This window comes from Rhizobium sp. Leaf341 (assembly GCF_001424325.1).
Classification (GTDB): Bacteria; Pseudomonadota; Alphaproteobacteria; order Rhizobiales; family Rhizobiaceae; genus Ferranicluibacter.
Window position 1 is genome coordinate 1,002,327 of the sequence record NZ_LMPE01000003.1, and the last position, 25,599, is coordinate 1,027,925.

Annotated in this window: 24 protein-coding genes; 11 read left to right on the forward strand and 13 right to left on the reverse strand. The window is 64.0% G+C overall.

Annotation, left to right across the window (positions count from 1 at the left end; genetic code table 11):
• Positions 1–11: 11 nt before the first annotated feature.
• From ASG03_RS06335 to ASG03_RS06350, 4 genes are all read right to left on the reverse strand, one after another.
• Positions 12–1,088, reverse strand: coding sequence for a CobW family GTP-binding protein (locus ASG03_RS06335; RefSeq protein WP_062692918.1), 1,077 nt, complete (start codon positions 1,086–1,088; stop codon positions 12–14).
• Complete coding sequence (locus ASG03_RS06340; protein WP_062692920.1) at positions 1,085–1,393, reverse strand: hypothetical protein; 309 nt, start codon at positions 1,391–1,393, stop codon at positions 1,085–1,087. Before ASG03_RS06340 ends, ASG03_RS06335 begins: the two co-directional genes overlap by 4 nt.
• Position 1,394: 1 nt before the next feature.
• Positions 1,395–2,294 (reverse strand): polysaccharide deacetylase family protein, encoded by a 900-nt coding sequence (locus ASG03_RS06345; RefSeq protein ID WP_062693073.1) that lies wholly within the window; start codon positions 2,292–2,294, stop codon positions 1,395–1,397.
• Between the two features lie 72 nt (positions 2,295–2,366).
• Positions 2,367–3,317, reverse strand: coding sequence for an aldo/keto reductase (locus ASG03_RS06350; RefSeq protein WP_062692922.1), 951 nt, complete (start codon positions 3,315–3,317; stop codon positions 2,367–2,369).
• A 240-nt stretch (positions 3,318–3,557) separates the two neighbouring features.
• On the opposite strand from ASG03_RS06350, the gene ASG03_RS06355 reads away from it, so the two are divergent.
• Positions 3,558–4,544 (forward strand): Gfo/Idh/MocA family protein, encoded by a 987-nt coding sequence (locus ASG03_RS06355; RefSeq protein ID WP_062471379.1) that lies wholly within the window; start codon positions 3,558–3,560, stop codon positions 4,542–4,544.
• Between the two features lie 3 nt (positions 4,545–4,547).
• On the opposite strand, the gene ASG03_RS06360 is transcribed toward ASG03_RS06355, so the two are convergent.
• Entirely contained in the window at positions 4,548–4,811 is a 264-nt protein-coding gene (locus tag ASG03_RS06360) for a spike base protein, RCAP_Rcc01079 family (protein ID WP_062692924.1), read from the reverse strand.
• Between the two features lie 138 nt (positions 4,812–4,949).
• On the opposite strand from ASG03_RS06360, the gene xseA reads away from it, so the two are divergent.
• The 3 genes from xseA to ASG03_RS06375 all read left to right on the forward strand — a co-directional run bounded on the left by xseA (position 4,950) and on the right by ASG03_RS06375 (position 7,984).
• The gene (xseA, locus tag ASG03_RS06365; protein ID WP_062693074.1) at positions 4,950–6,527 is read left to right on the forward strand and encodes an exodeoxyribonuclease VII large subunit; all 1,578 of its coding nucleotides are present in this window, start codon (positions 4,950–4,952) and stop codon (positions 6,525–6,527) included.
• Between the two features lie 166 nt (positions 6,528–6,693).
• Positions 6,694–7,044, forward strand: a complete 351-nt coding sequence (locus ASG03_RS06370) for a MarR family transcriptional regulator (protein ID WP_062471381.1) — start codon at positions 6,694–6,696, stop codon at positions 7,042–7,044.
• Between the two features lie 73 nt (positions 7,045–7,117).
• Entirely contained in the window at positions 7,118–7,984 is an 867-nt protein-coding gene (locus ASG03_RS06375) for a C40 family peptidase (protein ID WP_062693075.1), read from the forward strand.
• A 112-nt stretch (positions 7,985–8,096) separates the two neighbouring features.
• On the opposite strand, the gene ASG03_RS06380 is transcribed toward ASG03_RS06375, so the two are convergent.
• The 5 genes from ASG03_RS06380 to ASG03_RS06400 form a co-directional block, all read right to left on the reverse strand.
• On the reverse strand, positions 8,097–9,059 hold the full coding sequence (locus ASG03_RS06380) for a 2-hydroxyacid dehydrogenase (RefSeq protein WP_062692926.1): 963 nt from the start codon (positions 9,057–9,059) through the stop codon (positions 8,097–8,099).
• 42 nt (positions 9,060–9,101) lie between these two features.
• Positions 9,102–10,730, reverse strand: coding sequence for an ABC transporter ATP-binding protein (locus ASG03_RS06385; RefSeq protein WP_062692928.1), 1,629 nt, complete (start codon positions 10,728–10,730; stop codon positions 9,102–9,104).
• 232 nt (positions 10,731–10,962) lie between these two features.
• On the reverse strand, positions 10,963–12,105 hold the full coding sequence (locus tag ASG03_RS06390; RefSeq protein WP_062692930.1) for an ABC transporter permease: 1,143 nt from the start codon (positions 12,103–12,105) through the stop codon (positions 10,963–10,965).
• Positions 12,105–13,196 carry a microcin C ABC transporter permease YejB gene (locus tag ASG03_RS06395; RefSeq protein ID WP_062471394.1) on the reverse strand — a complete coding sequence of 364 codons (1,092 nt, stop codon included), beginning with the start codon at positions 13,194–13,196 and terminating at the stop codon, positions 12,105–12,107. Before ASG03_RS06395 ends, ASG03_RS06390 begins: the two co-directional genes overlap by 1 nt.
• A 203-nt stretch (positions 13,197–13,399) precedes the next feature.
• Positions 13,400–15,307 carry an extracellular solute-binding protein gene (locus ASG03_RS06400; protein WP_062692932.1) on the reverse strand — a complete coding sequence of 636 codons (1,908 nt, stop codon included), beginning with the start codon at positions 15,305–15,307 and terminating at the stop codon, positions 13,400–13,402.
• A gap of 187 nt (positions 15,308–15,494) precedes the next feature.
• Between ASG03_RS06400 and mepA the strand changes: the two genes are divergently transcribed.
• The 6 genes from mepA to ASG03_RS06430 all read left to right on the forward strand — a co-directional run bounded on the left by mepA (position 15,495) and on the right by ASG03_RS06430 (position 21,737).
• On the forward strand, positions 15,495–16,619 hold the full coding sequence (gene mepA, locus ASG03_RS06405) for a penicillin-insensitive murein endopeptidase (protein WP_082475599.1): 1,125 nt from the start codon (positions 15,495–15,497) through the stop codon (positions 16,617–16,619).
• 79 nt (positions 16,620–16,698) lie between these two features.
• Positions 16,699–17,079: a methylglyoxal synthase gene (locus ASG03_RS06410; protein WP_062472400.1), complete on the forward strand. Its 381-nt coding sequence runs from the start codon at positions 16,699–16,701 to the stop codon at positions 17,077–17,079.
• A 150-nt stretch (positions 17,080–17,229) separates the two neighbouring features.
• A complete protein-coding gene (locus tag ASG03_RS06415; protein WP_062692934.1) occupies positions 17,230–18,255 on the forward strand; it encodes a glucokinase in 1,026 nt (341 codons plus the stop codon).
• A gap of 124 nt (positions 18,256–18,379) precedes the next feature.
• A complete protein-coding gene (locus ASG03_RS06420) occupies positions 18,380–20,203 on the forward strand; it encodes an ABC transporter ATP-binding protein (RefSeq protein WP_062692935.1) in 1,824 nt (607 codons plus the stop codon).
• Positions 20,204–20,227: 24 nt separating this feature from the next.
• Entirely contained in the window at positions 20,228–21,049 is an 822-nt protein-coding gene (gene dapB / locus ASG03_RS06425) for a 4-hydroxy-tetrahydrodipicolinate reductase (protein ID WP_062692936.1), read from the forward strand.
• 52 nt (positions 21,050–21,101) lie between these two features.
• Positions 21,102–21,737, forward strand: a complete 636-nt coding sequence (locus ASG03_RS06430; RefSeq protein WP_062471409.1) for a 2,3-bisphosphoglycerate-dependent phosphoglycerate mutase — start codon at positions 21,102–21,104, stop codon at positions 21,735–21,737.
• Between the two features lie 31 nt (positions 21,738–21,768).
• Here the strand turns inward: ASG03_RS06430 and ASG03_RS06435 are convergent, their stop codons facing one another.
• Together ASG03_RS06435 and ASG03_RS06440 are read right to left on the reverse strand one after the other, a co-directional pair.
• Complete coding sequence (locus ASG03_RS06435) at positions 21,769–22,641, reverse strand: methylated-DNA--[protein]-cysteine S-methyltransferase (protein WP_062693077.1); 873 nt, start codon at positions 22,639–22,641, stop codon at positions 21,769–21,771.
• A gap of 97 nt (positions 22,642–22,738) precedes the next feature.
• Positions 22,739–23,239: a DUF2244 domain-containing protein gene (locus ASG03_RS06440; RefSeq protein ID WP_062692937.1), complete on the reverse strand. Its 501-nt coding sequence runs from the start codon at positions 23,237–23,239 to the stop codon at positions 22,739–22,741.
• A gap of 22 nt (positions 23,240–23,261) precedes the next feature.
• On the opposite strand from ASG03_RS06440, the gene nth reads away from it, so the two are divergent.
• Positions 23,262–24,083 carry an endonuclease III gene (nth, locus tag ASG03_RS06445; protein WP_062692938.1) on the forward strand — a complete coding sequence of 274 codons (822 nt, stop codon included), beginning with the start codon at positions 23,262–23,264 and terminating at the stop codon, positions 24,081–24,083.
• Positions 24,084–24,112: 29 nt separating this feature from the next.
• Here nth and ASG03_RS06450 read toward each other — a convergent pair whose 3' ends face one another.
• Positions 24,113–25,324 (reverse strand): MFS transporter, encoded by a 1,212-nt coding sequence (locus ASG03_RS06450; RefSeq protein WP_082475559.1) that lies wholly within the window; start codon positions 25,322–25,324, stop codon positions 24,113–24,115.
• Positions 25,325–25,599 lie beyond the last annotated feature (275 nt).

Here is a 25,599-nt window from a genome sequence, read left to right on the forward strand (position 1 = left end):
CTGTTGCGCTCTCAGGTGCGTGCGGGAACGCTCGCCCGGACTTTCGCCTGCGCGCCGACGAAGGCCGTCAACGAACGCTGGAGATCGCCCAGATCGCCGTCTGTGATCAGAACCAGCAGGCTTGCCCTGTCGCATGGCCAGTCTGCGAGGTGAAAGGGCGGATGGATCAGGTGCTGGACGCCGTGCACCACGACGGGAGACCCAACCCCTTCGATATCGAGGATGCCTTTCAGCCGGAGGATGCGCGTCCCATGTCGGTGCACCATCAGCGACAGCCAGAGCGAAAAGCGGGCCCAGGCGATCGGGCGGTCGATCGTCAGGGACATCGCGCGGATATCACCATGACGGTTGCGGTCAGGGGTCGCGTGGACGTGATCGCCATGACGGGCGGCCGCTACCCAGCGACGCGCCTCTGCAGGGCGGGATGCGAGGTCGTGGATATCCTGCGTCAACAGCGCGGCCACATCTGAGGATCTCGCTTGACCCTTATCGCGGCTGTCGCGTCCGGTTGTCACGATGGTCGTCGTTATGATAGCTGCGGGGTTGATCGCTTCCACCGCGAGGCGGAGCGCCTCCAGATCTTGCCCGGAAGCGAGGTCGGCCTTGGTGAGAACGATGCGATCGGCAAGCGCCACCTGCCGCCCGGCTTCCTCGAAGGCCTCCAGATTGTGCAAGCCGTTCGGTACATCAATGGCCGTGACGACATTGCCGATGGCGAAATGATATTTGAGCATCAGATCGGCGGCGAGCGTCGCGATGATGGGCGCCGGATCGGCAAGGCCCGTCGTCTCAATGACCAGCCGGCGAAAGGCCGGGATATCGCCACGCGCACGACGTTCGAACAGGGCGAGCACCGCGTCCTTCAGGTCGCCGCGAACGGTGCAGCAGACGCATCCGCTCTTGAGGAGCACGATATCACCGTCAACAGACTCGACCAGCAGGTGATCGAGACCGATATCGCCAAATTCATTGATGATCACGGCCGTATCCGCAAGGTCCGGACCGGACAGCAACCGATTGAGAAGCGTCGTCTTGCCGGCGCCGAGAAATCCCGTCAGCACGTTGGCGGTGATCAGGTCCCGCGTCATGTCTGGTCGTCTTCCAGCCGTGACATCAGGCCTGCGTCTAGCGGATCAACGCACGCACCCAGGCTATCGGCCGCCGGCCAGAGGGTGCCCAGGTTATCGACCACGACGCTGCGGCCCGTTGGCCCGCGCAGCACAAACCGGTCGGCCCAGACCGACAGTTTGAGACCGCGCAGGGCCAGCACACGGTTTGCCGCCGCCGCCTGTCGCATGCGCTCGACGGCCGGAACGGCATCCGTCATGCGCGCGGCGTCGCCACCCTGGCTCCAGTGGTCGGCATTGGCAAAGGCACCGCAGAGGCCGCACATGTCAGGGTTTTGGCCGCTCCGGAGCCGAACGGGGGAACCGGGTGGCAAAATCCTGCGCGATCTCTTCCATCGTGACGAATTTCACGCCCTCATACCCCTTCAGCGTTTCGAACAGACGTTCGTGCATCTTCAGCACATGCGGCCGGCCGGAGACGTCGGGGTGAATGGTTATCGGGAAGACGGCATAATCGTAGTTCTCGTAGACCCATTCGAACTGGTCGAGCCATTGCTGTTCCAGATCGCGCGGACTGACGAAGCCGTGACTGTTGGGCGCGGCCTTGATGAACATCATCGGGGGAAGATCGTCGAGGTTCCAGGAGGCCGGGATTTCGATCAGGTCCGTCTCCGGCCCCGCCACGTAGGGCTTCATCCAGGTCGAGGGATGCTGCGAATAATCGATCTTCGTCCACGCGTCGCCCACGGTCACGTAATAGGGGAAGTGGTCGTTGTGCATCAGGGAATGATCGTAGAGGATCCCCTTCTCCTTGAGCAGGGCATTGGTCTTGGAGCCGAATTCCCACCAGGGCGCGACATAGCCGCGTGGTGGCTTACCGGAAAGCTGCGTGATCAGCTCGACGCATTTGTCGAAAATGGCCTCTTCCTGCTCAGGCGTCATGGCGATCGGGTTCTCGTGGCTATAGCCATGCATGCCGATCTCGTGGCCCGCATCGGCCACCGCCTTCATCTCGTCCCAGAAAGTCTCGATGGAATGGCCGGGAATGAACCAGGTGGTCCTGATGCCCCATTTCTGAAACATCTTCAAAAGGCGGACGCTGCCGACCTTGCCGGCAAAGACGCCGCGAGAGATATCGCAGGGGCTGTCCTCGCCGCCATAGGAACCGAGCCATCCGGCAACGGCATCCACATCGATGCCGTAGGATACGAAGATCTCTTTCGCCATGGCCATTCCTTTCATCCGACGGCACCGAAGCCTCAGCTTAGAGAGGCTTGCGGGCAGGTCAACGGCTCTTTCCTATTCGCTGGCCTCGTTGAGCCGGCGACAGTCCTCCTCCGAGAGCTCGATCTCGGCGGCTTTCGTCAGGCTCTGGAGCTGTTCGAGACTGGTGGCGCTGGCGATGGGCGCGGTGACGCCGCGGCGCGCCATGATCCAGGCCAGCGCGATTTCAGCCTGCGTCGCCGCCTTCTCCGCCGCGATCTCGTCCAGTGCGCCGAGGATGCGCATGCCGCGCCCATCGAGATACTTGGCAACGCTCTTGCCCCGCACCTTGCCCTCGAGGTCCTTGTGCGAGCGGTACTTGCCCGAAAGGAAGCCGGAGGCGAGGCTGTAATAGGTGATGACGCCAATCTCCTCGGCAATGCAGAGATTGCGCAGCGCGCCATCGAAGCTCGATCGGTCGTAGAGATTGTATTCCGGCTGGAGAACGTCGTAGCGCGGCAGGCCGTTTTCCCGGGCAACGTCGAGCGACTGGCGCAACTGGCCCGCATCGAGGTTGGACGCCCCAATGGCGCGGACCTTGCCCTGCTTCACGAGGGCCTGGTAGGCGCCAAGCGTTTCCTCATATGGCGTGTCCGCATCCGGCCAGTGCGAGAGGTAGAGATCGATATAATCGGTGTTGAGGCGCAGCAGCGAATCGTCGACGGCCTTGGAGATCCACTTTTCCGAAAGTCCCTTGCGGCCCTCGCCCATATCGGAGCCAACTTTCGTGATGATCACGACCTCGTCGCGCGGGCGCTTCGTCTGACGGAGCCATTTGCCGATGATCATCTCGGATTCACCGCCCTTGTTGCCCGGCGCCCAGGCAGAATAGACGTCGGCGGTGTCGATGGCGTTGAAACCGGCATCAAAGAAGGCGTCGAGCAGACGGAAGGACGTTGTCTCGTCCGCTGTCCAGCCAAATACATTGCCTCCGAAGACCAGCGGCGCGATGGCGATCTCGGTCCGGCCCAGCTGTCTTTTTTCCATGAAAATTCTCCGGTTCGATCTCGATGAAGAGGTTCGGGGCATCCGCCCAGCCTTCGACATAGGGGCCCGCAAGGCCGCCTGACAGGGCCGACCCCCCCAAAAGGTCTAGGGGTCGCAGGTCGATCTGATGGGTAAGGCCGGCCAAAAACATGGGGAAGCGATGCGATCCGGAAGCCGCGACACAGACAGTCTGTCCGTGCCGTGGCATAGTCCGGCGCACAATCCAGGGAGAAGCACAGCATGTTGAGGTTCGGAATTCTGTCGACCGCCAAGATCGGTCGCGATGCGGTCGTCCCCGCCATCCAGGACGCAGAAAACTGCGTGGTCACCGCCATTGCCAGCCGCGACGGCGCTCGGGCCCGCGAAATGGCCGACAGGTTTTCCGTGCCGCACGCCTTTGCCAGCTACGAGGAGATGCTCGCGTCCGACGTGATCGACGCCGTCTACATCCCCCTGCCGACGGCCCAGCACGTCGAGTGGTCCATCCGGGCGGCGGAAGCTGGAAAGCATGTGCTCTGCGAGAAGCCGATCGCTCTCAAGGCGCAGGAGATCGACCGGCTGATCGAGGCGCGCGACCGGACGGGCGTCCTGATTTCGGAAGCCTACATGATCACCTACAGCCCCGTTTGGCACAAGGTGCGGTCGCTGCTGGCCGAGGGTGCCGTCGGCCGGCTGCGGCACGTGCAGGGCGCCTTCACCTATTTCAACCGCGATCCTGCGAACATGCGCAACATTCCCGCACTCGGCGGCGGCGGGCTTCCTGATATTGGCGTGTACCCGACCATGGCGACCCGTTTCTCAACGGGCCTCGAGCCTCAGCGCGTCCAGGCCAACACGGAGCGGGATGCGACGTTCGGCACCGATATCTATTCGAGCGTCAGGGCGGATTTTGGCGCCTTCGAGCTGTCCTTCTACATCTCAACCCAGCTGGCCGCCCGCCAGGTCATGGTCTTCCACGGCGAAGAGGGCGTGATCGAGGTGACCTCCCCGTTCAACGCCGAACGCTACGGCCGTCAGGAAGTGGCCCTGACCAACCAGAACCATAGCCAGTCGCAGCTTTTCCGCTTCCAGGACACGCGCCAATACAAGCTCCAGGCCGAAGCCTTTTCGCGCGCTGCCATGGGGAGCAAAGATGCCGTGGTGACGCTCGAGAACTCGCGCGCCAACCAGGCCTTCATCGACGCGATCTACCGCGCCAGCGACAAGGACGGCTGGGAAGCCGTTTGATGCTTACACCAGCCCGACGAGGGCGGATGCCGTCGTGCCGGTGGCCAGGATGCGATCGGCCCGCACCGGCAGGAGCGTGCCCTGGGAGATGCCGGCAAGCGTAACGACGGCGCCTGACTGCATCCGCAACGCGACCGCGCCGCCGATCCCCACGAAAATCGCCCGGGTCGTTTCCGGGAGATCGGCGTCGTCGGCAGGCGTGATGTCGAAAGCATGGGTGGCGGGGCTCGAGAGCGAGTCTGCCGTATGAGCAAAACGGTCGGTCATGGTGGTGCGGTCCTTTTTCGGGGTGATCGTTCGCCGACAGGATGCGGCACCCCGGCCGAGCGTGGAAAACCGGTGGCAAGATTGTTCGCCGGACCGCCGCATCTGGTTTTCACGGCCCGGGCGCGTCAGAATGGCCGCATGAGCTTTACCTCCGATGCCGATTCGCCTTCCAACCTGTGGGAATACTCCGTTTCCGAGCTGTCCGGCTCGATCAAGCGGACAATGGAACAGGCGTTCGACCAGGTTCGCGTCCGCGGCGAGATCTGCGGCTATCGCGGTCCGCATTCCTCGGGCCATGCTTATTTCGGGCTGAAGGACGAACGCGCCCGGATCGATGCCGTGGTCTGGAAAGGCACGATGGGCAAGCTGCGCTTCAAGCCCGAAGAGGGCATGGAGGTGATCGCGGTCGGCAAGGTCACCACCTTCCCGGGCTCCTCCAAATACCAGATCATGATCGAGACGCTGGAGCCGGCGGGCGCCGGCGCCCTGATGGCACTTCTGGAAGAGCGCCGGCGCAGGCTTGCCGCCGAGGGTCTGTTCGAGGAAAGCCGCAAGCAGCTCCTGCCCTTCATGCCACGCGTCATCGGCGTCGTGACGTCGCCAACCGGAGCCGTCATCCGCGACATTCTCCACCGCATTGCCGATCGCTTTCCGGTGCATGTCGTCGTCTGGCCGGTCAAGGTGCAGGGTGAGGGTTCCGGCGACGAGGTGGCAGCCGCCATTCGCGGCTTCAACGCGCTTTCGCCCGGCGGGCCGATCGCGAGGCCCGATGTGCTGATCGTCGCGCGCGGCGGCGGCAGTCTCGAAGACCTCTGGGGCTTCAACGACGAGGCAGTCGTGCGGGCCGCCGCAGCCTCCGACATTCCCCTGATCTCGGCCGTCGGGCACGAGACAGACTGGACGCTCATCGACCATGCGAGCGACCGCCGCGCGCCGACACCGACGGGGGCTGCGGAGATGGCAGTGCCCGTGCGCGCCGACCTCGAGGCGACGCTGTCGTCACTGACCGCCCGCCTGCGCAGCGCGGCCGGACGGCATATGGACAATCGCCGCCAGTCACTGCGGGCCCTGGCACGCGCGTTGCCCTCGCTCGATCAGGTGCTCGCATTACCGCGCCGCCGTTTCGACGAGGCGGCGTCCGGGCTCGTGCGCGGGCTGGTCAGCAACACGGCCGACAAGCGCCGCAGTTTCGAGCGCGTCGGGGCACATCTTCGTCCCGATATACTGACTGCCCGGATCAACGATCGGCGTCAGCGGCTCCTCGAACGGATGGTGCGGGCCGAACGCAATGTCGAGCGGCTGATCGCGCGGGCCGGCTCGCGCGTAACATCGGCGGATGTGGCCTTGCGGGGCCTTCCCGCCCGGCTGCTGTCGCAGATCCATCGCTCGGGCGATCGGCTGAAGGGCCTTTCGGGACGGGCCGAGGCCGCCATCATTGCCGATCTGCGCCGGGCCCGCAGCACCGTCTCGGCACAGGACCGCGTGCTGCAATCGCTCTCCTATCAGAACGTGCTTGCCCGCGGCTATGCGATCGTGCGGGATGCGGACGGCGCTCCAGTCAAGGCCGCAGCCACCCTGTCGGCAGGCCAGTCCGTGGCCTTGCAATTTGCCGATGGCACCGTCGGCGCGCTCACCACCGAGGGACCAGCACCCAGGCCGCGCAAGCGCGGCAGCGCAGAGCCGTCCGAGCCGGCAAAGCAGGGCAGTCTGTTCTAGGAAATGTCCGGGCGGTAAGGCACTCTCGGTCGTGATCGCGATCAGAGACGCAGCGTGTCCTGCCTCCGATCGCGCCTTGCATGCATCGGAGATCCGACAGGCGAGAACGCTTCCGTAACGATTTTCCGGGACAAGTTGGGATCCGTTTCCAGAACCCGGAGGGATCATGCCGGTCGAACTGTCCGCAACGCAGGCGCTGACGCTCTGGCACACGGTGTCGCTCGATCAGGTTCGTGTCGAGACCGGCGACTTGACACTGCGGCAGATGGCTATTCTGCTCCACATCTACCTCGTGCCGCCGCCGCATACGGTCCGCGGTCTCGCCGCCACCTTGGGCGTTACCAAGCCGGTGATCACGCGAGCGCTGGACACGATGGGCGAACGTGGGCTGGTGGAGCGGGTTCGCGACGAGCGCGACCGGCGCAATGTCGTGATCAAACGCACCGTGACCGGCGCGCTCTATCTTGAAAAACTCGGCGATCTGATCATTGATCGCGGCCGTAGACTGTCCCTCTGATATGTCGTTTGAAACGCCGTTTCGGGATCGTCATCCCGATCCTTCACAATCCCCTTCCCTGCGTGTGAGCATGATGACCTCTTCCTTCGATCGCCGGCTTCATGCCTTTCGCCCGGATCTTGCAGAGGAAGCGCTGCGCGGCCATGTCGATGCCCTTGCCTTCACCGCAGGCTCGACCGCCGTCTGCTGCGTGCCGGTCATGCCGTTGCGGGCCGAGCCGGATCTCGGCTGTGGCACCGATACGGAACTTCTCATCGGCGAAACGGTGCGCGTGCTCGATACCGCGAACGGCTGGGCATGGGTCAAGGCGGATGCGGACAGTTACGTCGGCTATGTCCCGGATTTCGCCGTGATCAGTATCCAGAAGAGCCCGACGCACATCATCACAGCGCCGCGCACCTTCGTCTATTCCGGCGCGGATCTCCGCTTTCCCACCGTCCAGGCCCTGTCGATGGGCAGCCGGATCACGGCGATCGACGAGCGCAGCACGCGCGGCACGCGCTATTTTCTTCTGGAGAACGGACAGGCCATCGTTGCGGGTCACTGCGCGCCGGTCGGCGAGGCGCTGCAGGGCGATTACGTCTCGATCGCCGCCCGGTTCGTCGAGACACCCTATCTGTGGGGTGGACGCTCCGGTTTCGGCATCGACTGCTCGGGGCTCGTGCAATTGTCGCTGATGATGACCGGGGTCAGCGCACCGCGCGACACCGATATGCAAGCGGCCTCGCTGGGGCGCGAGATCACCCGCGACACGCTGCGGCGCGGCGACCTTGTCTTCTGGAAGGGCCATGTTGCGATCATGGAAGACGAAACGACCTTGATCCATGCCAACGGCAACACGATGAGCGTGGCACGCGAAGGGCTCGACGAGGCGATCGAACGGATCGGCTGGCTCTACGAGCAGCCGACAGCCTTTCGCCGGCCGGTCGAGAGGCCTTAAAGCGCGGTGCGTGAAAAAGGATTCTCACAACGCGCTTCAAGGTCTTGTTCTGATGCATGTCGTTTCCCGAAATCGCTGCACACTTTCGGGCGACATGCATTCAGCCGAGGTATCAATAGCCGGCTGTTCGATCGACCAGATGCTCGAAGGGCAGTCCTGCCTCGTGACGCTTTATCTGCGCCTCCACGTGGCGGAAGAGGGCATTGACGTCTGACGCCGCTGCCGCATGCGGCGTGACGATCGTGTTCGGAAGCGTCCATAGCGGACTATCGGCCTCCAGCGGCTCGGTCGAGAAGACATCCAGCGAGGCACCGTGCAGGACGCCCGAGCGGAGTGACGCGACGATATCGGCTTCCACCTGGCTACCGCCGCGTCCGGCATTGATGAACACCGGCGCACCGAGCGGCCCCCCGCGGCGGAGCTTTGCGAAAAGCGCCGCATCATAGAGGCCGCGCGTCTCGGCCGTCAGCGGCAGAAGTCCGACGAGCATGTCCGTGCGGGCGAGAAAGGCGTCGAGGCCGTTTTCGTCATAGGTCTCGACCCCGTCGATCGTCTTTTGCCGCCGCGACCAGCCGACGACGGTGAAGCCCATGATCTTCAGTTTGCGCACGGCGTCCTGCCCGAGAACGCCGAGACCCATGACGCCGACGGTGATCTCGCGCGCCTCCGGCTGTGGAAGCTCCGCCCATTCACCCCGCTGAGCCTGCGCCGCATAGCGAGCGTGCTGGCGGAGATGCAGCAGGCATTGCAGCACCACCCATTCGCTCATGCGGGTGGTGAGCGTCGGGTCGACGAAGCGGACCAGAGGCACATCCGGCAATCCGGGCAGGGTCAGCACGTGATCGACCCCTGCGCCGCCGGAGAAGACCGCCTGCAGGTTGGGTGCGCGCGCAAAGAGATCGGGCTGCGACTTCCAGACGACGGCATAGCGCGCCTGCGCAAGATCGCGCCCCGTCTGGTCGGGATCGGCGCGGTTGATGACGTCGCGGCCGGGAAAGGCACGGGAAAGCGCTGCCTTCACGTCATCCGGGTTGAATTTCAGGTCGACGACGACAGGAGCGGCACTGGCAGTCATGTTGATTTTCCCGGATCTGCTTTGGGTTTCGCGCGTCCGAGCCTACTGGCGCACCGCAGGAACGGGCACGGCTTCCAGATCGAAGGCGGCGGCCATAAGGGCCTTGGTATAGTCTTCGCGGGGCGCCGTGAAGATGGTTTCCGCCGGCCCCTTCTCCACCACCTTGCCGAGCCGCATGACGATCATGTCATTGGCCAGCGCCCGCACCACCTTCAGATCATGGCTGATAAAGAGGTAGGCAAGGCCGTGGCGCGCCTGCAGGTCGCGCAGGAGGTCGACCACCTGGGCCTGGACGCTCATATCAAGTGCCGAGGTCGGCTCGTCCAGCATGACGAACTGCGGCTTGAGCACCATGGCGCGGGCAATCGCGATGCGCTGGCGCTGGCCGCCCGAAAACTCATGCGGGTATCGCCAGCGCGTTGCAGCGTCGAGGCCCACCTCCTCCAGGGCGGCGGCCACGCGCGCGTCGCGTTCCCGCGCCGACAGGGACGGCTCGTGCACCTTCAGCCCCTCGCCGATGATGTCGGAAACCGCCATGCGGGGCGAGAGTGAGCCGAAGGGATCCTGGAAGACGATCTGCATGCGCCGTCGCAGCGGCCGCATCTGGCTGAAGGAATAGCTCTCGATGTTCTGCCCCTCGAAACCGATACGCCCCTGCGACCCGATCAGCCGGGTGAGCGCAAGGCCGAGGGTCGTCTTGCCCGAACCGGATTCTCCGACCACGCCCAGCGTCTGCCCGGCGCGCAGCGTCAGGTCGATGCCATCGACGGCCTTCACATGATCCACCGTCTTGCGCAGGAAGCCTGCCTTGATCGGAAACCACACCTTCATGTCCGTGGCCTCGATGACGATGGGCTTCGTCTCGTCGGTCGTCGGCGGGGTACCGCGCGGTTCGGAGGCGAGGAGATGACGGGTATAGGCGTGCTGCGGATTGCCGAAGATCTCGGCGGTCGGCCCCGTCTCCACGATCTGACCCTTCGTCATGACGCAGACGCGATCGGCAATCTTGCGCACGATGCCGAGATCATGGGTGATGAACAGCATGGACATGCCATGCGCGTCCTTCAGTTGCTTGAGAAGCTCGAGGATCTGCGCCTGCACGGTGACGTCGAGCGCCGTTGTCGGCTCGTCGGCAATCAGCAGTTCCGGCCGGTTGGCAAGCGCCATGGCGATCATCACGCGCTGGCGCTGACCGCCGGAGAGCTCGTGCGGATAGGCCTTCAGGCGCTTCTCGGGCTCGCGGATGCCGACCTGGCGCAAGAGCTCCAGCACGCGCGGCCGCGCCTGCGCCGGCTTGATGCCCTGGTGGAGGTCGAGGATCTCGGCGATCTGCCGTTCGATCGAATGGAGCGGGTTGAGCGACGTCATCGGCTCCTGGAAGATCATGGTGATGTCGTTGCCGCGCACGGCACGCAGTTCGGCATCGTCGATCGTCAGGAGATCGCGGCCATTGAACAGGATCTGCCCGCTCGGATGGCTAGCGGCGGGATAGGGCAAAAGCTTCAGGATGGAATTGGCGGATACCGACTTGCCGGACCCGGACTCGCCCACAAGCGCCACCACCTCGCCTTTTGCGATGTCGAACGACACCCGATCGACCGCCAGGGAGGTCTTGCCGCCCTGATGGAAGGCCACGGAGAGATCGCGCACGGAAAGCAGCGGTTCGGTCATGGGGACAGCGATTCCAGACGTGTGGTGAGCGTGGGGATGTCGGCGCGCAAAAGCCTGACGGCTTCATTCATTCCCGACGGTAATACAGCATCGGCCATGTCGCCATGAACGCGACTACCGTCGTCGGCAGATTGCATGCGGGACGGGCATGCCGGATCATCGACGTCATATCGCCTTTGGAACGGGCCGGACGCGAGAGTACGCCCTTTCATGTGCGCGTGCGAGACACGCATCAACCAAACGTCTTTCGCGGATCGAACGCATCGCGCGCGGCTTCGCCGATAAAGATCAGCAGCGACAGCATGATCGACATCACCAGAAAGGCGGTAAGGCCGAGCCAAGGGGCCTGCAGGTTGGACTTGCCCTGTGCGATCAGCTCGCCGAGGGAGGGCGAGCCGGGCGGCATGCCGAAACCGAGAAAGTCGAGCGAGGTCAGCGTGGTGATGGAGCCTGAAAGGATGAACGGCAGGAAGGTGAGCGTGGCGACCATCGCGTTTGGCAGAAGATGCCGCCACATGATGGTGGCATTGCCGACGCCAAGCGCCCGGGCGGCGCGGACATACTCGAAATTGCGCGCCCGCAGGAATTCGGCCCGCACCACGCCCACGAAGCCGACCCAGGAGAACAGCAGCATGATGCCGAGGAGAACGAAGAAGCCGGGCGGAAGGATCGCCGCGATGATCAGCAGGATGTAGAGCACCGGCATGGACGACCAGATCTCGATGAAGCGCTGCATCAGGAGGTCCGTCCAACCGCCGAAATAGCCCTGAATGGCCCCGGCGGTCACGCCAACGATGGCCGAGGCGATGGTCAGCGCCAGGCCGAAGAGCACCGAAATGCGGAACCCGTAGATCGTGCGGGCGGCGACGTCTCGCGCCTGATCGTCGGTGCCGAGCCAGTTGAAATTGCCGAGCGTGCAGCCGCGATCCGCCTCGCCCTGCGGGTAGCCCGAACAACGCTCTGTTGCGCTCATCGTCCAGAACGGCGCCGTGGGCGCGGAATGCGGGATATTGGAATTGGCGCTGCGATAAGAATACCGGATCGGCGGCCAGACCATCCAGCCATGCGCCTCGATCTCCTCCCGAATGAAGTCGGAGGCATAGTCGGTTTCGGCCAGAAATCCGCCGAACGTCTCTTCCGGATAGTTGACGAGCACCGGAACGAGCAGTTCGCCTTTGTAGGAGACGAGGATCGGCCGGTCGTTGGCGATGAATTCGGCGCAGAGACTGATGCCGAACAGGGCAAGGAAGATCCAGAGCGACCAGAAGCCACGCCGGTTGGCCTTGAAGTTCTCCCAGCGCCGACGGGCGACGGGGGAAAGCCGACCCGTCTGCGGCGCGGCCATCCCCGACGGGGTTCCAGTGAGCGCCGTCATCAGACGTCCCTCCGCTCGAAGTCGATACGCGGATCGACCCAGGTGTAGATAAGGTCCGATAGGAGGCTGACAACGAGGCCCATCAGCGAGAAGATGAAGAGTGTGCCGAACACGATCGGGTAATCCCGCTTGACGACGGCGTCGTAGCCGAGACGGCCAAGGCCATCGAGCGAGAAGATGTATTCGGTCAAGAGCGAGCCGGTGAAGAAGGCCGAGATGAAGGCTGCGGGAAAGCCGGCGATGATGATCAGCATGGCATTGCGAAAGACGTGGCGATAGAGCACCTGCCGCTCCGCCAGACCCTTGGCCCGGGCGGTGACGACATATTGCTTGCGGATTTCGTCGATGAAGGAGTTCTTTGTCAGCAGTGTCGTCGTGGCAAAGGCCGAGAGCAGCAGTGTGACAAGCGGCAGCGTCATGTGCCAGAGATAATCCAGGATCTTCTGCCACCATGTCAGCTGGCTGAAATTGTCCGAGACCAGGCCCCGCAGCGGAAACCAGTCGAAGAAGGAACCGCCTGCAAAAAGCACGATGAGCAGGATGCCGAACAGGAAGCCCGGCACGGCATAGCCGACGATGACGATGGCAGAGGTCCAGACATCGAAGCGCGAGCCGTCCGAGACCGCCTTACGGATACCGAGCGGAATCGAGATCGCATAGGAGAGAATGAGGATCCAAAGGCCGAGCGAGATCGACACCGGCATCTTGTCGAGGATGAGGTCGATGACGGACGTGTTGCGGAAGAAGCTCTCGCCGAAATCGAAGCGGGCATAGTTCCACATCATCGTGAGGAAGCGCTCGAGCGGTGGTTTGTCGAAGCCGAACTGCTTCTCGAGCTTGGCGATGAAATCCGGATCGAGTCCCTGAGCGCCGCGATAGCTGTTGCCGCTCTGGTCACCGCCGGACGCGCCAGCAAGATCGCCGCCGCCGCCCGACAACCGGTCGCCGCCCTGGTTCGGCCCGGTCAGGTCGGCAATGACCTGCTCGACCGGGCCACCGGGTGCAAACTGAACGACAGCGAAGGAGATGGCCATGATGCCGATGATCGTCGGGATCATCAGGAGCAGACGCCGCAGAATATAGCCGCCCATTAGACCCGTACCCCTGCCGTTGTCCCGAGCCTTGTTCCCGCCTCTGCTATTGCCATCGACACGACGCGGTCGCGAAGAATGCCGTTACGGCGCCTCGTTTCGTGCGACCCGATGTTCCGATGTGCAATCAATGCGCTGACGTTCCCGTTCCTGATTCGCGGTTTGGCCTTATGAAAAGCAGGCCAGCCTGCCACGCAAGGCTTTCATGGAGCTTTCGCGGAAGCCGACCACCAGATCGCAGGAAAGCCGACCGAATATTCCGGCAGATTTTGCGGATGCATCAAATCTTTGGAATAGGCGATTCGCATATCGCGCGACGCATAGGTCGGAACGATGATGTGATGGGCCAGGAGAACCCGATCAAGCGCCTTCGTCGCGGCAACCAGTTCCTCGCGATCCTTCGCAAAGATGACCTTGCGGATGAGCGCATCGACTCCCGGATCGGCAAGGCCCGAGAAGTTCTGCGACCCTTCGCGCGTCGCCGCGGCGGTTCCCCAGTATTCCGTCTGCTCGTTTCCCGGGTTGAGCGACTGTCCCCAGCCCAGATAGATGGAATCGAAATCCTTCGACCGCCAGCGATTGGTGTACTGAGAACTATCAACCGTTCGAACGCGTGCTTCGATTCCGATCTTCCGCAGGTTCTGGCTGAAAGGCAAAGCGACGCGCTCGATGGTCGTGCCGTCGAGCAAGATCTCGAAGGTCAGCGGCTTGCCTGTCTTCGTCTCGATCATCTGGTTGTTCTTGAGTTCGTAACCGGCCTCCTTGAGAAGCCCGATCGCCTTGCGCAGGTTATCGCGCAGCTTGGCAGGCTCTCCGCCAACGGGATTGGTATAGGGCTTGGTGAACACGGTTGGTGGCACCTTGTCCTTGAGCTCCGTCAGAATGTCCAGCTCACGCCCTTGGGGAAGCCCCGAGGATGCCAGCTCGGTCGGAAAGAAGAAGCTGTTGATGCGGTCGTATTCGTTGAAGAAAATCGTCCTCTTCAGCTCCTCGAAATCGAACGCGTAGTTCAGAGCCTCGCGGACTCTGACATCCTGGAACGGTTCGCGTCGAAGGTTGAGGATGAAGCCGACCATGACGCCGCTGTCGCGACTGTCGTTCTCCAGCCGCTCAAGCTTGATTCTGCCGTCCTTGATGGCGGGAAAGTCGTAGGAGGTTGCCCAGCGCCGCGCAGAGTTCTCCCACCTGTAGTCTGCGTTGCCCGACCGGAACGCTTCGAACGCGACGTCAAGGTCCGCGAAATAGGTGAAACGGATGCCTGCAAAGTTGTTCTGCCCGACATTGACGTTCAGGTTCTTCCCCCAATAGTCGTCGCGAAGCTCGTACGAGACGGTCGATCCGGCTTTCATGGAGGTCATCTTGTAGGGGCCGGAACCCATGGGTATCTCAAGGGTCGTGCGGGAGATGTCCCGCGGCTTCCCGGCAGCATCCTTTCCCTCCCACCAATGCTTGGGCACGACGGCAAGGCTGCCCGCCACCTTCGGCAATTCGCGGTTGCCGGTCTCGTCGAACGAGAACGTCACCTCGCGCTCGCCTGTTTTTTCCGCCTTGGTGATATGGCCGTAATAGGATGCGGCTTTGGGATCGAGCTCTTTCGCCTTATCGAAACTGAAAATCACGTCGTCCGGCGTTACCGGCGCGCCATCGGCCCATTTTGCTTCCGGTCGAAGACGGAACTTGGCCCAGGCAAAATCGTCGGGATAGGCGACAGCCTCGGCCAGAAGGCCGTAATCCGTCAGGATCTCGTCCATGGAGGGCTTCATGAGCGTTTCGAACACCAGTCCGACAGACATGCCGGAGGCGCTGGAAACCGGTCCCATCACGCCGGCTGCCAGCTCGCCTTTGGCGAGGATCGGGTTGAAGGTGTCGAACGTGCCCATCGTGGCCAGCCTGACATTCCCTCCCTTCGGCGCATCCGCATTGACATAGTCGAATTTCGTGAATCCCTGCGGATACTTCAGTTCACCCACGGTCGACATGCCATGGCGCCACTGCACATTCTCGGCCTGCGCGGGGCGTGCGGCGACGGCTGTGACAAGGATGGCGGCGGCGATGAGGGCGCGTGTTCCAAAACGCTGTGCCGGGGTCGTCCTGCTCGTCGTCTGCCGCATGCAATTGGTCTCCATGATCACGGTGTTCGCACACAATAGGCAAATTGCGGCCGATTGACAGGCAATCCCCCGGGAGCACCGGAAATCCGTCTTCACATCGGCTTGACCGCAAGTCTGACACAAAGACCGTGTGAGAGAGATGGCTCTCGACGACCCGCCCGATCCCGACAGCACCGGACAGACCCGCATGATATCGCCTCTCTCAAGATTTTCAGCCGGCGCAAGATTTTTCAATGGCGCGCAATTCTCTGGCCAATGGGCGACACGGGCCCTCGTCGCAGCGGCGCTCATCCTGCCGCTCGGACTCGAGCCGGCGCTTTCAGCCGAGCCGCAGACGGCCAAGCAGCTCTTCGGCGCCATGACGCTCCCCAGCAGGACGGCGCCGGTGTCCTTCGGCTCCTATGCCAAGGGATGCCTGTCGGGTGCCGTCGCGCTGCCGGCCGACGGACCCACCTGGCAGGCCATGCGCCTGTCGCGCAACCGGCGTTGGGGCAATCCGCACATGATCGCCTTCCTGGAGCGTTTTTCGCGCGATGCGGCAGAGATCGGTTGGGGCTCGGGCATCCTGCTCGGCGATATCTCCCAGCCGCGTGGCGGGCCGATGCTGACGGGCCATGCCTCCCACCAGATCGGACTCGATGCCGACATCTGGTTCCAGCCAAAGCCCGCACGGCCGATGAGCGTGGCGGAACGCGAAAGCAGGCCTTTCGTGTCCATGCTGGACAAAACCAAGTTTCTCACCGTCAATCCGGACCGCTGGACGCCGACGCATGCCCGGCTGATCATGCGGGCCGCAAGCGAGCCGGAGGTCGACCGGGTGTTCGTCAACCCGGCGATCAAGAAGAAGCTGTGCGACACCTGGACCGGCGACCGGACGTCGATGGGCAAGATCCGGCCGATCTACGGCCATGACGAGCATTTCCACATCCGCATCAAATGCCCGGCCGACTCGCCCGGCTGCAAGCCACAGGCTGCCGTTGCGCCCGGCGATGGCTGCGACAAGTCGCTTGCCTGGTGGTTCACGAAGGAACCTTGGGCAAAGCCGAAGCCGAACCCGAATGCCAAGCCTGTCAAACCGCGCTTCGTGATGCTGTCCGACCTGCCGCAGGCCTGCACGGGCGTGCTTGCCGCACCCGCTTCGTCGGAAGCCGCATCGACCTTCGGCGGCAAGGTTCCGGTCTCAGCGCCGATCACGCGGTCCATGGCCGACCCGTCGTCGAGTACCCTGCCGTCGTCAGCCGATGTTCCGCCGGCCTCCGTCGGCGACCCCGCTGTTCCTCTTCCCACCCGCCGACCGGGCGCAACACAGTAGCGTGCCGGCGTCGCACTTTCCCCTTGAACCGGTTCGGGTTCCGGGAAATATGGGCGACGAGGATGAGGCGGAGGACGGAATGACCGGTCGCAAATGCATGGCGCTGATCGCGCATGACCTGAAGAAGCAGGACATGGCGGAGTTCGCCAAAGCCCACGAGAATGTGCTGTCGGAATGGCGGATCGTCGCAACCGGCACCACGGGTGGCCGCGTGCAGGACGCATGCCCCGGCCTCGACGTGACGCGCCTGAAAAGCGGACCTCTTGGTGGTGACCAGCAGATCGGCGCGCTGATCGCCACGGGTGATGTCGATCTGCTGATCTTCTTCATCGATCCGCTGACGGCTCTGCCGCACGATGTCGACGTGAAGGCCCTGACGCGGCTTGCGACCGTCTACGACATTCCCATGGCGCTGAACCGTGCGACGGCCGAGCGCCTGGTGGATTTCCGGCCGCTCTGAGAGGCCGTCGCGTCCGGCTCAGTCTGACGTTTCGACTTTTGGACTGGAGCGGTCCTGCAAAACATGCGAAGCGCTTCCGCCCCTGCCCCGCCAGTCCGGCAGGCTGGTGCCTGTCGACCCTCAGCCCCATCGTTTTCCTTAGGAGGTTTCATGCCCGCGTCTGCAGAAACGGTTCCCGGCCTCGCCTTTCCCATCCTGGTCGGGGACATCGGCGGAACGAATGCCCGTTTCGCGCTCCTGACGGACGCGACGGCTGCCCCGGTCGTCTTTCCCGTGGTGCCGACAGGCGGCTATCCAAGCATCCAGGCAGCGCTGGAGGTCGGCGTGCTGCCCCACGCTCCGCTTCGCCCGCGCTCGGCCATCATCGCGGTGGCCGCGCCCGTCAAAGGCGACCAGATCCCGCTGACCAATGCCGGCTGGGTCATCACGCCGGCGGACATGATCGCCACGCTCGGCCTTTCCGACGTCATCGTCATCAACGATTTCGAGGCGCAGGCTCTCGCCGTTGCGGCGATCGCAAAGACCGATTGCGCGCAGATCGGCACGGGCGTGGCGATGGAGAGCGCCTCCTGCGCCGTCCTTGGTCCGGGCACAGGCCTCGGCGTTGCCGGCCTCCTGCATACGCACGGCACCTATTTCCCCGTTCCCGGCGAGGGCGGCCACGTGGACATCGGCCCGCGCACGCGCCGCGATACCGCGCTCTGGCCGTATCTCGAAACCATCGAGGGCCGCATCTCTGCCGAACAACTTCTCTGCGGCCGCGGCATCGTCAATATCTATCAGGCCATCTGCCACACGGACGGGTTGACGCCGGAGCACACCGATCCGGCCGACATCACGGCGGCGGGGCTCGCCGGCACCGAACCGGCCTGTGTCGAAACGCTGTCGCTCTTTGCCGGATATCTCGGTCGGGTGGCAGGCGACATGGCGCTGATCTTCATGGCGCGCGGCGGCGTCTATCTGGCTGGCGGCATTTCGCAGAAGATCCTGCCTGCGCTGCAGCAGCCCGAATTCCGGGCGGCCTTCGAGGACAAGGCGCCGCATTCGGCCCTGATGCGCTCGATCCCCACCTATGTCGTTACCCATCCCTTTGCCGCACTGGCAGGCCTTGCGGCCTTCGCGCAGACTCCGGCCCGGTTCGGCGTGGCAACCACAGGGCGTCACTGGAAGGCCTGAACCGGACCGGCTGGCCCGGGGCCATACCCTCGAAACGGGGGGAGACTCGCCAAATGGCTCTCAAGGCACTATAGAGCGCGGCCAAGCATCCGATCGAAGGACCGCTCGGTCAGGGAAAGAGCTTTTGAAAGATCAGAAGAAGAAGCACACGCCAGTGGACGCCGACACGATCACCAGCGTGCTCAAGCGGGTCGCGCGGGAGAACGGGCGGGCACATCTCAAAGGCTATCTGTTTGCGATCGCCTGCCTTGCGCTCGTAGCGGGGTCGACGGCGTTCACGGCCTGGATCATGGAAGCCGTCGTCAACGAGGCGTTTGCCAACAAGCGGGCCGACATGGTCCTCATCATCTGCGCCGCCATCTTCGTTGCTTTCGTCGTGCGCGGCTTTGCCACCTATGGCCAGGCGGTCGCCTTGTCGAAGATCGGCAACAACATCGTGGCGAGCTACCAGCGCCGGCTCTACGCCCATTTGATGGCTCTGAGCGTCGGTTACTTCACCGATTCCCGCTCCGCCCGGATATCCGCCAAGATCAGCCAGAACGTATCGGGCATCCGCGACGTCCTCAACATGACGGTCACCTCGATCGCACGCGACCTGCTGACGCTGATCGCGCTGATCGGCGTGATGATCGGCAAGGACTGGGTGCTGACGATCATTGTCTTCCTGATCGCTCCGCCGTTGCTGATCGGCCTTCGCTACGTGTCGCGGCGGCTGCGCAACGCGACGCGCGAATCGGTCGAGATCAACAGCCATGTGCTGGGTGCCATGCAGGAGACGATCCAGGGGATCACGATCGTCAAGGCCTTCACCATGGAGGAGCAGTTGAAAAGCAAAGTCGAGGCGATCATCGCGCGCGCGGAGAACCGCGCCAACCGGATCGCTCGCCTGTCCGAGCGCACTGCCCCGATGACGGAGACTTTTGCGGGCTTTGCCATTGCCAGCGTCCTCGGCTACGCCGCCTTCCGCTCGATCTACGACAACGTCCCGCCTGGCGCCTTCTTCTCCTTCGTCACCGCGCTTCTCATGGCCTACGATCCGGCACGGCGCCTCGCGCGCCTGCAGGTGTCGATGGAGCGCGCCGCCGTCAACGCACGGATGATCTACGAGGTGCTCGACACCGTGCCGCACCAGCGCGACAAGGCCGACGCCCGGGCCTTGGAGGTCTCCTCCGCGACGATCACCTTCAACAATGTCCATTTTTCCTACGGCACCGGCGACGAGATCCTGCGGGGCGTCAGCTTCGTGGCCGAAGGCGGCAAGACGACGGCTCTGGTCGGCCCGTCCGGCGCTGGCAAATCCACTGTGATCAGCCTCATTCCGCGCTTCTACGATCCGTCGGAAGGCGAAATCCTGATCGACGGTCAGGACATCGCCCATATCACCAAGCTGTCGCTGCGGAACGGGCTCGCCTATGTCTCGCAGCAGCCATACCTCTTTGAAGGCTCGATCGGCGACAATATCCGCTATGGCCGACCCGAGGCGACAGACGAAGAGGTGTTCGAGGCTGCCCGTCTCGCCTATGCGCATGATTTCATTCTTGCCCAGCCGCAAGGCTATGACACGCCTGTCGGCGAAAACGGCGTGACGCTATCCGGCGGACAGCGTCAGCGGCTTTCGATCGCCCGCGCGCTGGTCCGGCGCGCGCCGATCCTGCTTCTCGACGAAGCCACCTCCTCGCTCGATACCGAATCTGAATCCGCGGTGCAGAAGGCGCTCGACCATGCCATGAACGGGCGAACCGTCGTCGTGATCGCGCACCGCCTCTCCACGATCGTCAATGCCGACAAGATCATCGTCATGCGCGACGGGCGGGTGGTCGAGGAAGGCACGCATACGGAGCTTGCGGATCGTAAGGACGGGCTTTACGCTCGCCTCCACAACCTCCAGGGCAGCCAGACGACCGAGATTCTCGATGACCTCGTCGACAGCACGGACCGGACCAGATGAGCCCCATTGCATGAGCCTTGTAGCATGAGCACGTCGGATATGAACCTCGTCGTCGTGGGCGCGGCGGGCCGCATGGGCCAGACGCTGATCCGGACGATCCAGGCCATGCCGGGCGTCACCCTGTCGGCCGCCGTTGCACGCTCCGGCTCGCCGTTCGTCGGACGCGACGCCGGCGAGATCGCAGGGCTCGGCCCCATCGGCATTCCCGTGACGGACGATCCGCTCCAGGCCTTCGTCGAGGCCGACGGCGTTCTCGATTTCACGACGCCGGCCACCAGCGTCGCGTTTTCTGGCCTTGCCGCGCAAGCGCGCATCGTCCATGTGATCGGCACCACCGGATGCTCGGCCGACGACGAGGCGCGGTTCGAAGCGGCGGCGCGGCATGCACGGGTGGTCAAGTCGGGCAATATGAGCCTCGGCCTCAATCTCCTCGGGGTTCTCGTGCAACAGGCAGCCCGTGCCCTTCCTGCTTCCGGATGGGACCTGGAAATCCTGGAAATGCACCACAAACACAAGGTCGACGCCCCCTCGGGCACAGCGCTGCTGCTCGGGGAGGCTGCGGCCCGCGGCCGGGAGATCGACCTCGAAGACCAATCCGTGCGCGTGCGCGACGGCCACACGGGGCCACGGCCCGAGGGCACGATCGGCTTTGCAACGCTGCGCGGCGGGTCCGTCATCGGCGAACATTCCGTCATTCTCGCCGGCGAAGGCGAGACCGTGACGCTGTCGCATTCGGCCACCGACCGTTCGATCTTTGCGCGCGGGGCCGTTACCGCAGCGCTCTGGGCGCGGACGCGCAAGCCCGGCTACTACACCATGCTGGACGTGCTGGGGCTCGCCGGCTGAGGCATTTCCAGCACGTCCCCGACGTCAACACCGAAACGAGGAATGAACGATCATGAGCGGAACGCTTGTCCTGGTGCGTCATGGCCAGAGCGAATGGAACCTGAAGAACCTCTTCACCGGCTGGAAGGACCCCGACCTGACCCCGCTTGGGATCGAGGAAGCCGAGACCGGCGGCAAGGCGCTTGCCGCAACCGGGCTGAAATACGACATCGCCTTCACCTCCGACCTGACCCGGGCGCAGAAGACCCTGAAGATCATTCTCGATGCCGTCGGCCAGCCCGAGCTCGAGACGATCCGCAACCAGGCGCTCAACGAGCGCGACTATGGCGACCTGTCGGGTCTCAACAAGGACGATGCGCGCGCCAAGTGGGGCGAGGAGCAGGTGCATATCTGGCGCCGGTCCTACGACGTCCCTCCTCCGGGTGGCGAGAGCCTGCGTGACACCGGTGCCCGTGTCTGGCCGTATTACCTCACCGAGATCCTGCCGCGCGTGCTGAAGGGCCAGACGGTGCTGGTCGCCGCGCATGGCAATTCGCTGCGCGCGCTGGTCATGGTGCTCGATCGGCTGACCAAGGAGGAGATCCTCAAGCTCAACCTGGCGACCGGCGTGCCGATGGTCTACACGCTCAATCCGGATTCGACCGTCGCCTCGAAAGAGGTTCTCGGCGACATGTCCGGCGCACACTGACCTGCACGCACGCATAACGGGCGGGGATGGATCAGACCTTCCCCGCTTCCCAGCCGAGCATGGCGCGCTTGCGTGTCAGGCCCCAGTGATATCCGGTCAGCGCGCCACTCTTGCCGACCGCACGGTGGCAGGGAACGACGAACGAGATGGGGTTGCGGCCAATGGCGGCACCCACGGCGCGGGACGCCCTGGGTTGGCCGATCCGGCCGGCGATCGCCGAATAGGTTTCCGCGCGTCCCATGGGAATGTCGAGGAGGGCCTGCCACACCCGGACCTGGAAATCCGAACCGATCAGCACGATCCGAAGCGGCTGCTCGGCATCCCAGTGCCCAGGCTCGAAGATTCGCGCGGCGTAGGGTGTGGTGGCGGCAACGTCCTCCACATAGGTGGCGTTCGGCCAGCGGCCGGCCATATCCTGAAAACTTTCCCGTTCGCTACCCGTGTCATTGAAGGCAAGACCGGCAAGACCGCGATCCGTGACCATGATGAGCGCCGTGCCGAACGGTGATGGGTGGAAGCCGTACCGGATCGTCAGGCCCCCACCCCTGAGCTTCCATTCACCGGGCGACATGGCCTCGTGGGTGACGAACAGGTCGTGCAGCCGTCCCGGACCGGACAGGCCGAGTTCAAGGCTTGCCTCGAGGAGAGGCAGGCCCTCGGTTCCGAGCAGACGCTTGGCGTGGTCGAGCGTGACCGCCTGGAGAAATGCCTTGGGCGACAAGCCCGCCCAGCGCGTGAATATGCGCTGGAGATGCGCTGGCGACTGCCCGAGCCGCGCGGCGAGCTCCTCAAGGCCCGGCTGCTCCCGATAATCGCCCGTCAGCAGTTCCACCACGCGGCAGACCGTATCGTAATCGCTCCCTTCGGGGGTGATCTCGCTTGTCAACCGCGGCATGATCGTCATCGTCGTCTTCTCCTCGTCCTCGCGGTCGGCACATATGCGATGCCGCCGGCCGTAGAACAGCATGCGCGCTCGCCGGCCGCCACCCGATTTACGACGATCAGCCCCGCCGCTTCACCGTGGCCAGCGCGCCGGAAAAGGCGGTCGCAAAGGTCTCGCGGTCGTCGCGATTGAGGAAGGAGCCGATGTCGGTGCCGCGCCGGCGATCGTGGACATGCATGGAAACGATGCCGATCTCGTCGTGGCGGGCGACATCGAAGCGCGTCCAGAACGGATTGAACCGGTGCTCCGTCATGCGGCCGGCAGCCGTAAACTTGCGCACGGCGACATCGGTGCGCGAAACGCTGACCTCCTCACGCATGCGCGCCGAACGATTGTTTAGCCAGAAGGCGCCGAACAGAAGCACGAAGTCGAGCCCGAAGAACAGAACGACCGGCCAGGCGCCGATGACGAGGAACACGAAGACATGAACGAGGCTCATCAGCGCGGCCAACAGGAAGACCACGCGCAGACCTTTCCGGCCGAGCGAGCGATGCGGCGTCAGCTCCGCGGCGAAAACAGGCGTTTCGGCAGAGCGTATGTCGGCGTTGCCATCGTTCATGGCCCACCATTATAGAGGAGACATGAAAGACCCGAAACCGAAATCCGTGGACCCTGCAGCGCTCGAGCCCGCGGCAAAGCCGCGCAACCCCAAGGCTGCGGCGACCCCGCGCCCTCTCAAGGCGCCGGCGAAGGCCTCGAAGGCGCGCGTGCGCACGCCGAAAAGCGCCTACACGCGCGAGGAAGTCGAGGAGATCTTCCGCCGTTTTTCCGTGCAGCGGCCCGAGCCGAAGGGCGAGCTGACCTACCTCAACCCCTTCACGCTGGTCGTCGCCGTGGCGCTGTCGGCCCAGGCAACCGATGTTGGGGTGAACAGGGCGACGAAGGGCCTGTTTGCCGTCGCCGATACGCCGGAAAAGATGCTGGCGCTCGGCGAGGATGCGGTGCGCGAACATGTCCGCTCGATCGGCCTCTACCGCAACAAGGCCAAAAACGTCATCGCGCTCAGCCGCAAGCTGGTCGAGGATTTCGGCGGCGAGGTGCCGCGTGACCGGGACGCCCTGGTGACCTTGCCCGGCGTCGGACGCAAGACCGCCAATGTGGTCCTGTCGATGGCCTTCGGCCAAGCGACGATCGCTGTGGACACGCATATCTTCCGCATTGCCAACCGGATCGGGCTTGCTCCGGGCAAGACGCCGGATCAGGTGGAAGACCATCTCGTGCGGGTCATCCCCGATCATTATCTCTTCCACGCCCATCACTGGCTGATCCTGCACGGACGCTACACCTGCAAGGCGCGCCGTCCCGAATGCGAGCACTGCGTGATCGCCGACCTGTGCAAGGCAGCGGAAAAGTCCAACACCATCCCCGCGCCGCTGGTTCCCCTTCCGCCACAGGTGTTCTGAACGCGACCGCAGGCGCGCAAGGCGCCGCATCAGCGGCGTTCGGTCAGGCTGTAGAGAAGAGCCGCAGCCGGGAGGGAGAAGCCGAGAAGCGAGGCGCCCCACCAGCCCCAATGGGCGTAGAGCCAGGCTCCGGCCGCCGAACCCATTGCGCCGCATAGAAAGAACGTCGCCATATAGAGGCCATTCAGACGGCTGCGATGCTCGTCGCCGAGCACGTAGATCGCCCGCTGCCCAAGCACCAACGTCGTCGACACCGCAAAGTCGAGACCAATGGCGGCAAGCGTCAGGACGGCAAGCGAGACCGTCGAGCTTTCCTGCGCGAGATGGGTGACGAGAAAGGCGCAGGCGCCGCCGATCAGCGCGATGCGGGTGGCGGCAAAGCTGAGGTTCCTGTCCGCCAGGCGCCCGGCAATGGGGGCGGCCAGCGCGCCGGATGCTCCCGCGAGCGCGAACAGGGCGATACCCGCCTGAGACAGACCAAAGGTCGGGCTTGCGAGCAGGAGCGGCGTCACGGTCCAGAAAACGCTGAAAGCCGCGAACATGCACCCCTGATAGGCCGCGCGACGCCGCAGCACCGGCTGCGTGGCAACGAGCCGGGGCAGCGAGCCGATCAATGCCGTATAGGCAAGGCGGGAGGTCGGCATGCGGCGCGGGAGCACGCGCGCCAGAAACAGCGCAAGACCGGTCATGCAGAGGGCGGAGAGAACGAAAACCATATGCCAGGGCAGGAAGGCAGCGATGAAGCTCGAGGCCGGACGGGCCAGCATGATCCCGACCATCAGTCCGCTCATGACATTTCCGACCGCGCGCCCCCGTTCGGCCGGAGACACCATCTGCGCCGCATAGGGAACGATAATCTGGACCGCCACACAGCAGAGCCCGATGGCGAAGGCCGTCGCCAGGAACGCCGCAGCCTGCGTCGCCAGGCCGGCCGACAGGACCGCGAGAATGGAAAGGCCCAGCATGACGAGAATGAGCTTCCGGTTCTCGAAGAGATCCCCGAGAGGCACGATCAGCAGAAGACCGAGGCCATAGCCGAGCTGCGTCAGCGTGACGATCAATCCGGCCGCGTCCGGCGAGAGCCCGAGTGAGGCGCCGATGGGACCGATGAGCGGCTGAGCAAAGTAGAGGTTTGCGACGATGAGGCCGCACGCTGCGGCCAGAACAAGGCTCAGCCGCCTCGAAAGTCCGCTCGTACCGGGATCTTCCATCCCGGCCGGCTTCGACGTGGTGGCCGACATCAACCCACTCCCTTCCCCATCCATATGCTCCGTCGCAAAGGCATGGAGACGTCTTGCAGAGGTTCGTCCCCCCAAGCGCCCTCTCCCCCGGCGGATCGAACACCCTCCCCGGGCGATACGCCGCCGATATGCCATGCTGTCCTGCCGATCGCAACGCGGCAATTGCACGCGGAAGAGAGCGGTCTTTCCCGACCTTGCGACGCCTTCGGCCGAAAGACCTTCCAAAGCGCGAGAATTCGATTAAGACCAAACGCCGGACACAGATTTTTCCAGGC

Coding starts and splice junctions, on each gene's coding strand:
- ASG03_RS06335 (WP_062692918.1), bottom strand. CDS start 1,088: ATGACGCGGGACCTGATCACCGCCAACGTGCTGACGGGATTTCTCGGC.
- ASG03_RS06340 (WP_062692920.1), bottom strand. CDS start 1,393: ATGTGCGGCCTCTGCGGTGCCTTTGCCAATGCCGACCACTGGAGCCAG.
- ASG03_RS06345 (WP_062693073.1), bottom strand. CDS start 2,294: ATGGCGAAAGAGATCTTCGTATCCTACGGCATCGATGTGGATGCCGTT.
- ASG03_RS06350 (WP_062692922.1), bottom strand. CDS start 3,317: ATGGAAAAAAGACAGCTGGGCCGGACCGAGATCGCCATCGCGCCGCTG.
- ASG03_RS06355 (WP_062471379.1), top strand. CDS start 3,558: ATGTTGAGGTTCGGAATTCTGTCGACCGCCAAGATCGGTCGCGATGCG.
- ASG03_RS06360 (WP_062692924.1), bottom strand. CDS start 4,811: ATGACCGACCGTTTTGCTCATACGGCAGACTCGCTCTCGAGCCCCGCC.
- xseA (WP_062693074.1), top strand. CDS start 4,950: ATGAGCTTTACCTCCGATGCCGATTCGCCTTCCAACCTGTGGGAATAC.
- ASG03_RS06370 (WP_062471381.1), top strand. CDS start 6,694: ATGCCGGTCGAACTGTCCGCAACGCAGGCGCTGACGCTCTGGCACACG.
- ASG03_RS06375 (WP_062693075.1), top strand. CDS start 7,118: ATGACCTCTTCCTTCGATCGCCGGCTTCATGCCTTTCGCCCGGATCTT.
- ASG03_RS06380 (WP_062692926.1), bottom strand. CDS start 9,059: ATGACTGCCAGTGCCGCTCCTGTCGTCGTCGACCTGAAATTCAACCCG.
- ASG03_RS06385 (WP_062692928.1), bottom strand. CDS start 10,730: ATGACCGAACCGCTGCTTTCCGTGCGCGATCTCTCCGTGGCCTTCCAT.
- ASG03_RS06390 (WP_062692930.1), bottom strand. CDS start 12,105: ATGACGGCGCTCACTGGAACCCCGTCGGGGATGGCCGCGCCGCAGACG.
- ASG03_RS06395 (WP_062471394.1), bottom strand. CDS start 13,196: ATGGGCGGCTATATTCTGCGGCGTCTGCTCCTGATGATCCCGACGATC.
- ASG03_RS06400 (WP_062692932.1), bottom strand. CDS start 15,307: ATGCGGCAGACGACGAGCAGGACGACCCCGGCACAGCGTTTTGGAACA.
- mepA (WP_082475599.1), top strand. CDS start 15,495: ATGATATCGCCTCTCTCAAGATTTTCAGCCGGCGCAAGATTTTTCAAT.
- ASG03_RS06410 (WP_062472400.1), top strand. CDS start 16,699: ATGACCGGTCGCAAATGCATGGCGCTGATCGCGCATGACCTGAAGAAG.
- ASG03_RS06415 (WP_062692934.1), top strand. CDS start 17,230: ATGCCCGCGTCTGCAGAAACGGTTCCCGGCCTCGCCTTTCCCATCCTG.
- dapB (WP_062692936.1), top strand. CDS start 20,228: ATGAGCACGTCGGATATGAACCTCGTCGTCGTGGGCGCGGCGGGCCGC.
- ASG03_RS06430 (WP_062471409.1), top strand. CDS start 21,102: ATGAGCGGAACGCTTGTCCTGGTGCGTCATGGCCAGAGCGAATGGAAC.
- ASG03_RS06435 (WP_062693077.1), bottom strand. CDS start 22,641: ATGACGATCATGCCGCGGTTGACAAGCGAGATCACCCCCGAAGGGAGC.
- ASG03_RS06440 (WP_062692937.1), bottom strand. CDS start 23,239: ATGAACGATGGCAACGCCGACATACGCTCTGCCGAAACGCCTGTTTTC.
- nth (WP_062692938.1), top strand. CDS start 23,262: ATGAAAGACCCGAAACCGAAATCCGTGGACCCTGCAGCGCTCGAGCCC.
- ASG03_RS06450 (WP_082475559.1), bottom strand. CDS start 25,324: ATGTCGGCCACCACGTCGAAGCCGGCCGGGATGGAAGATCCCGGTACG.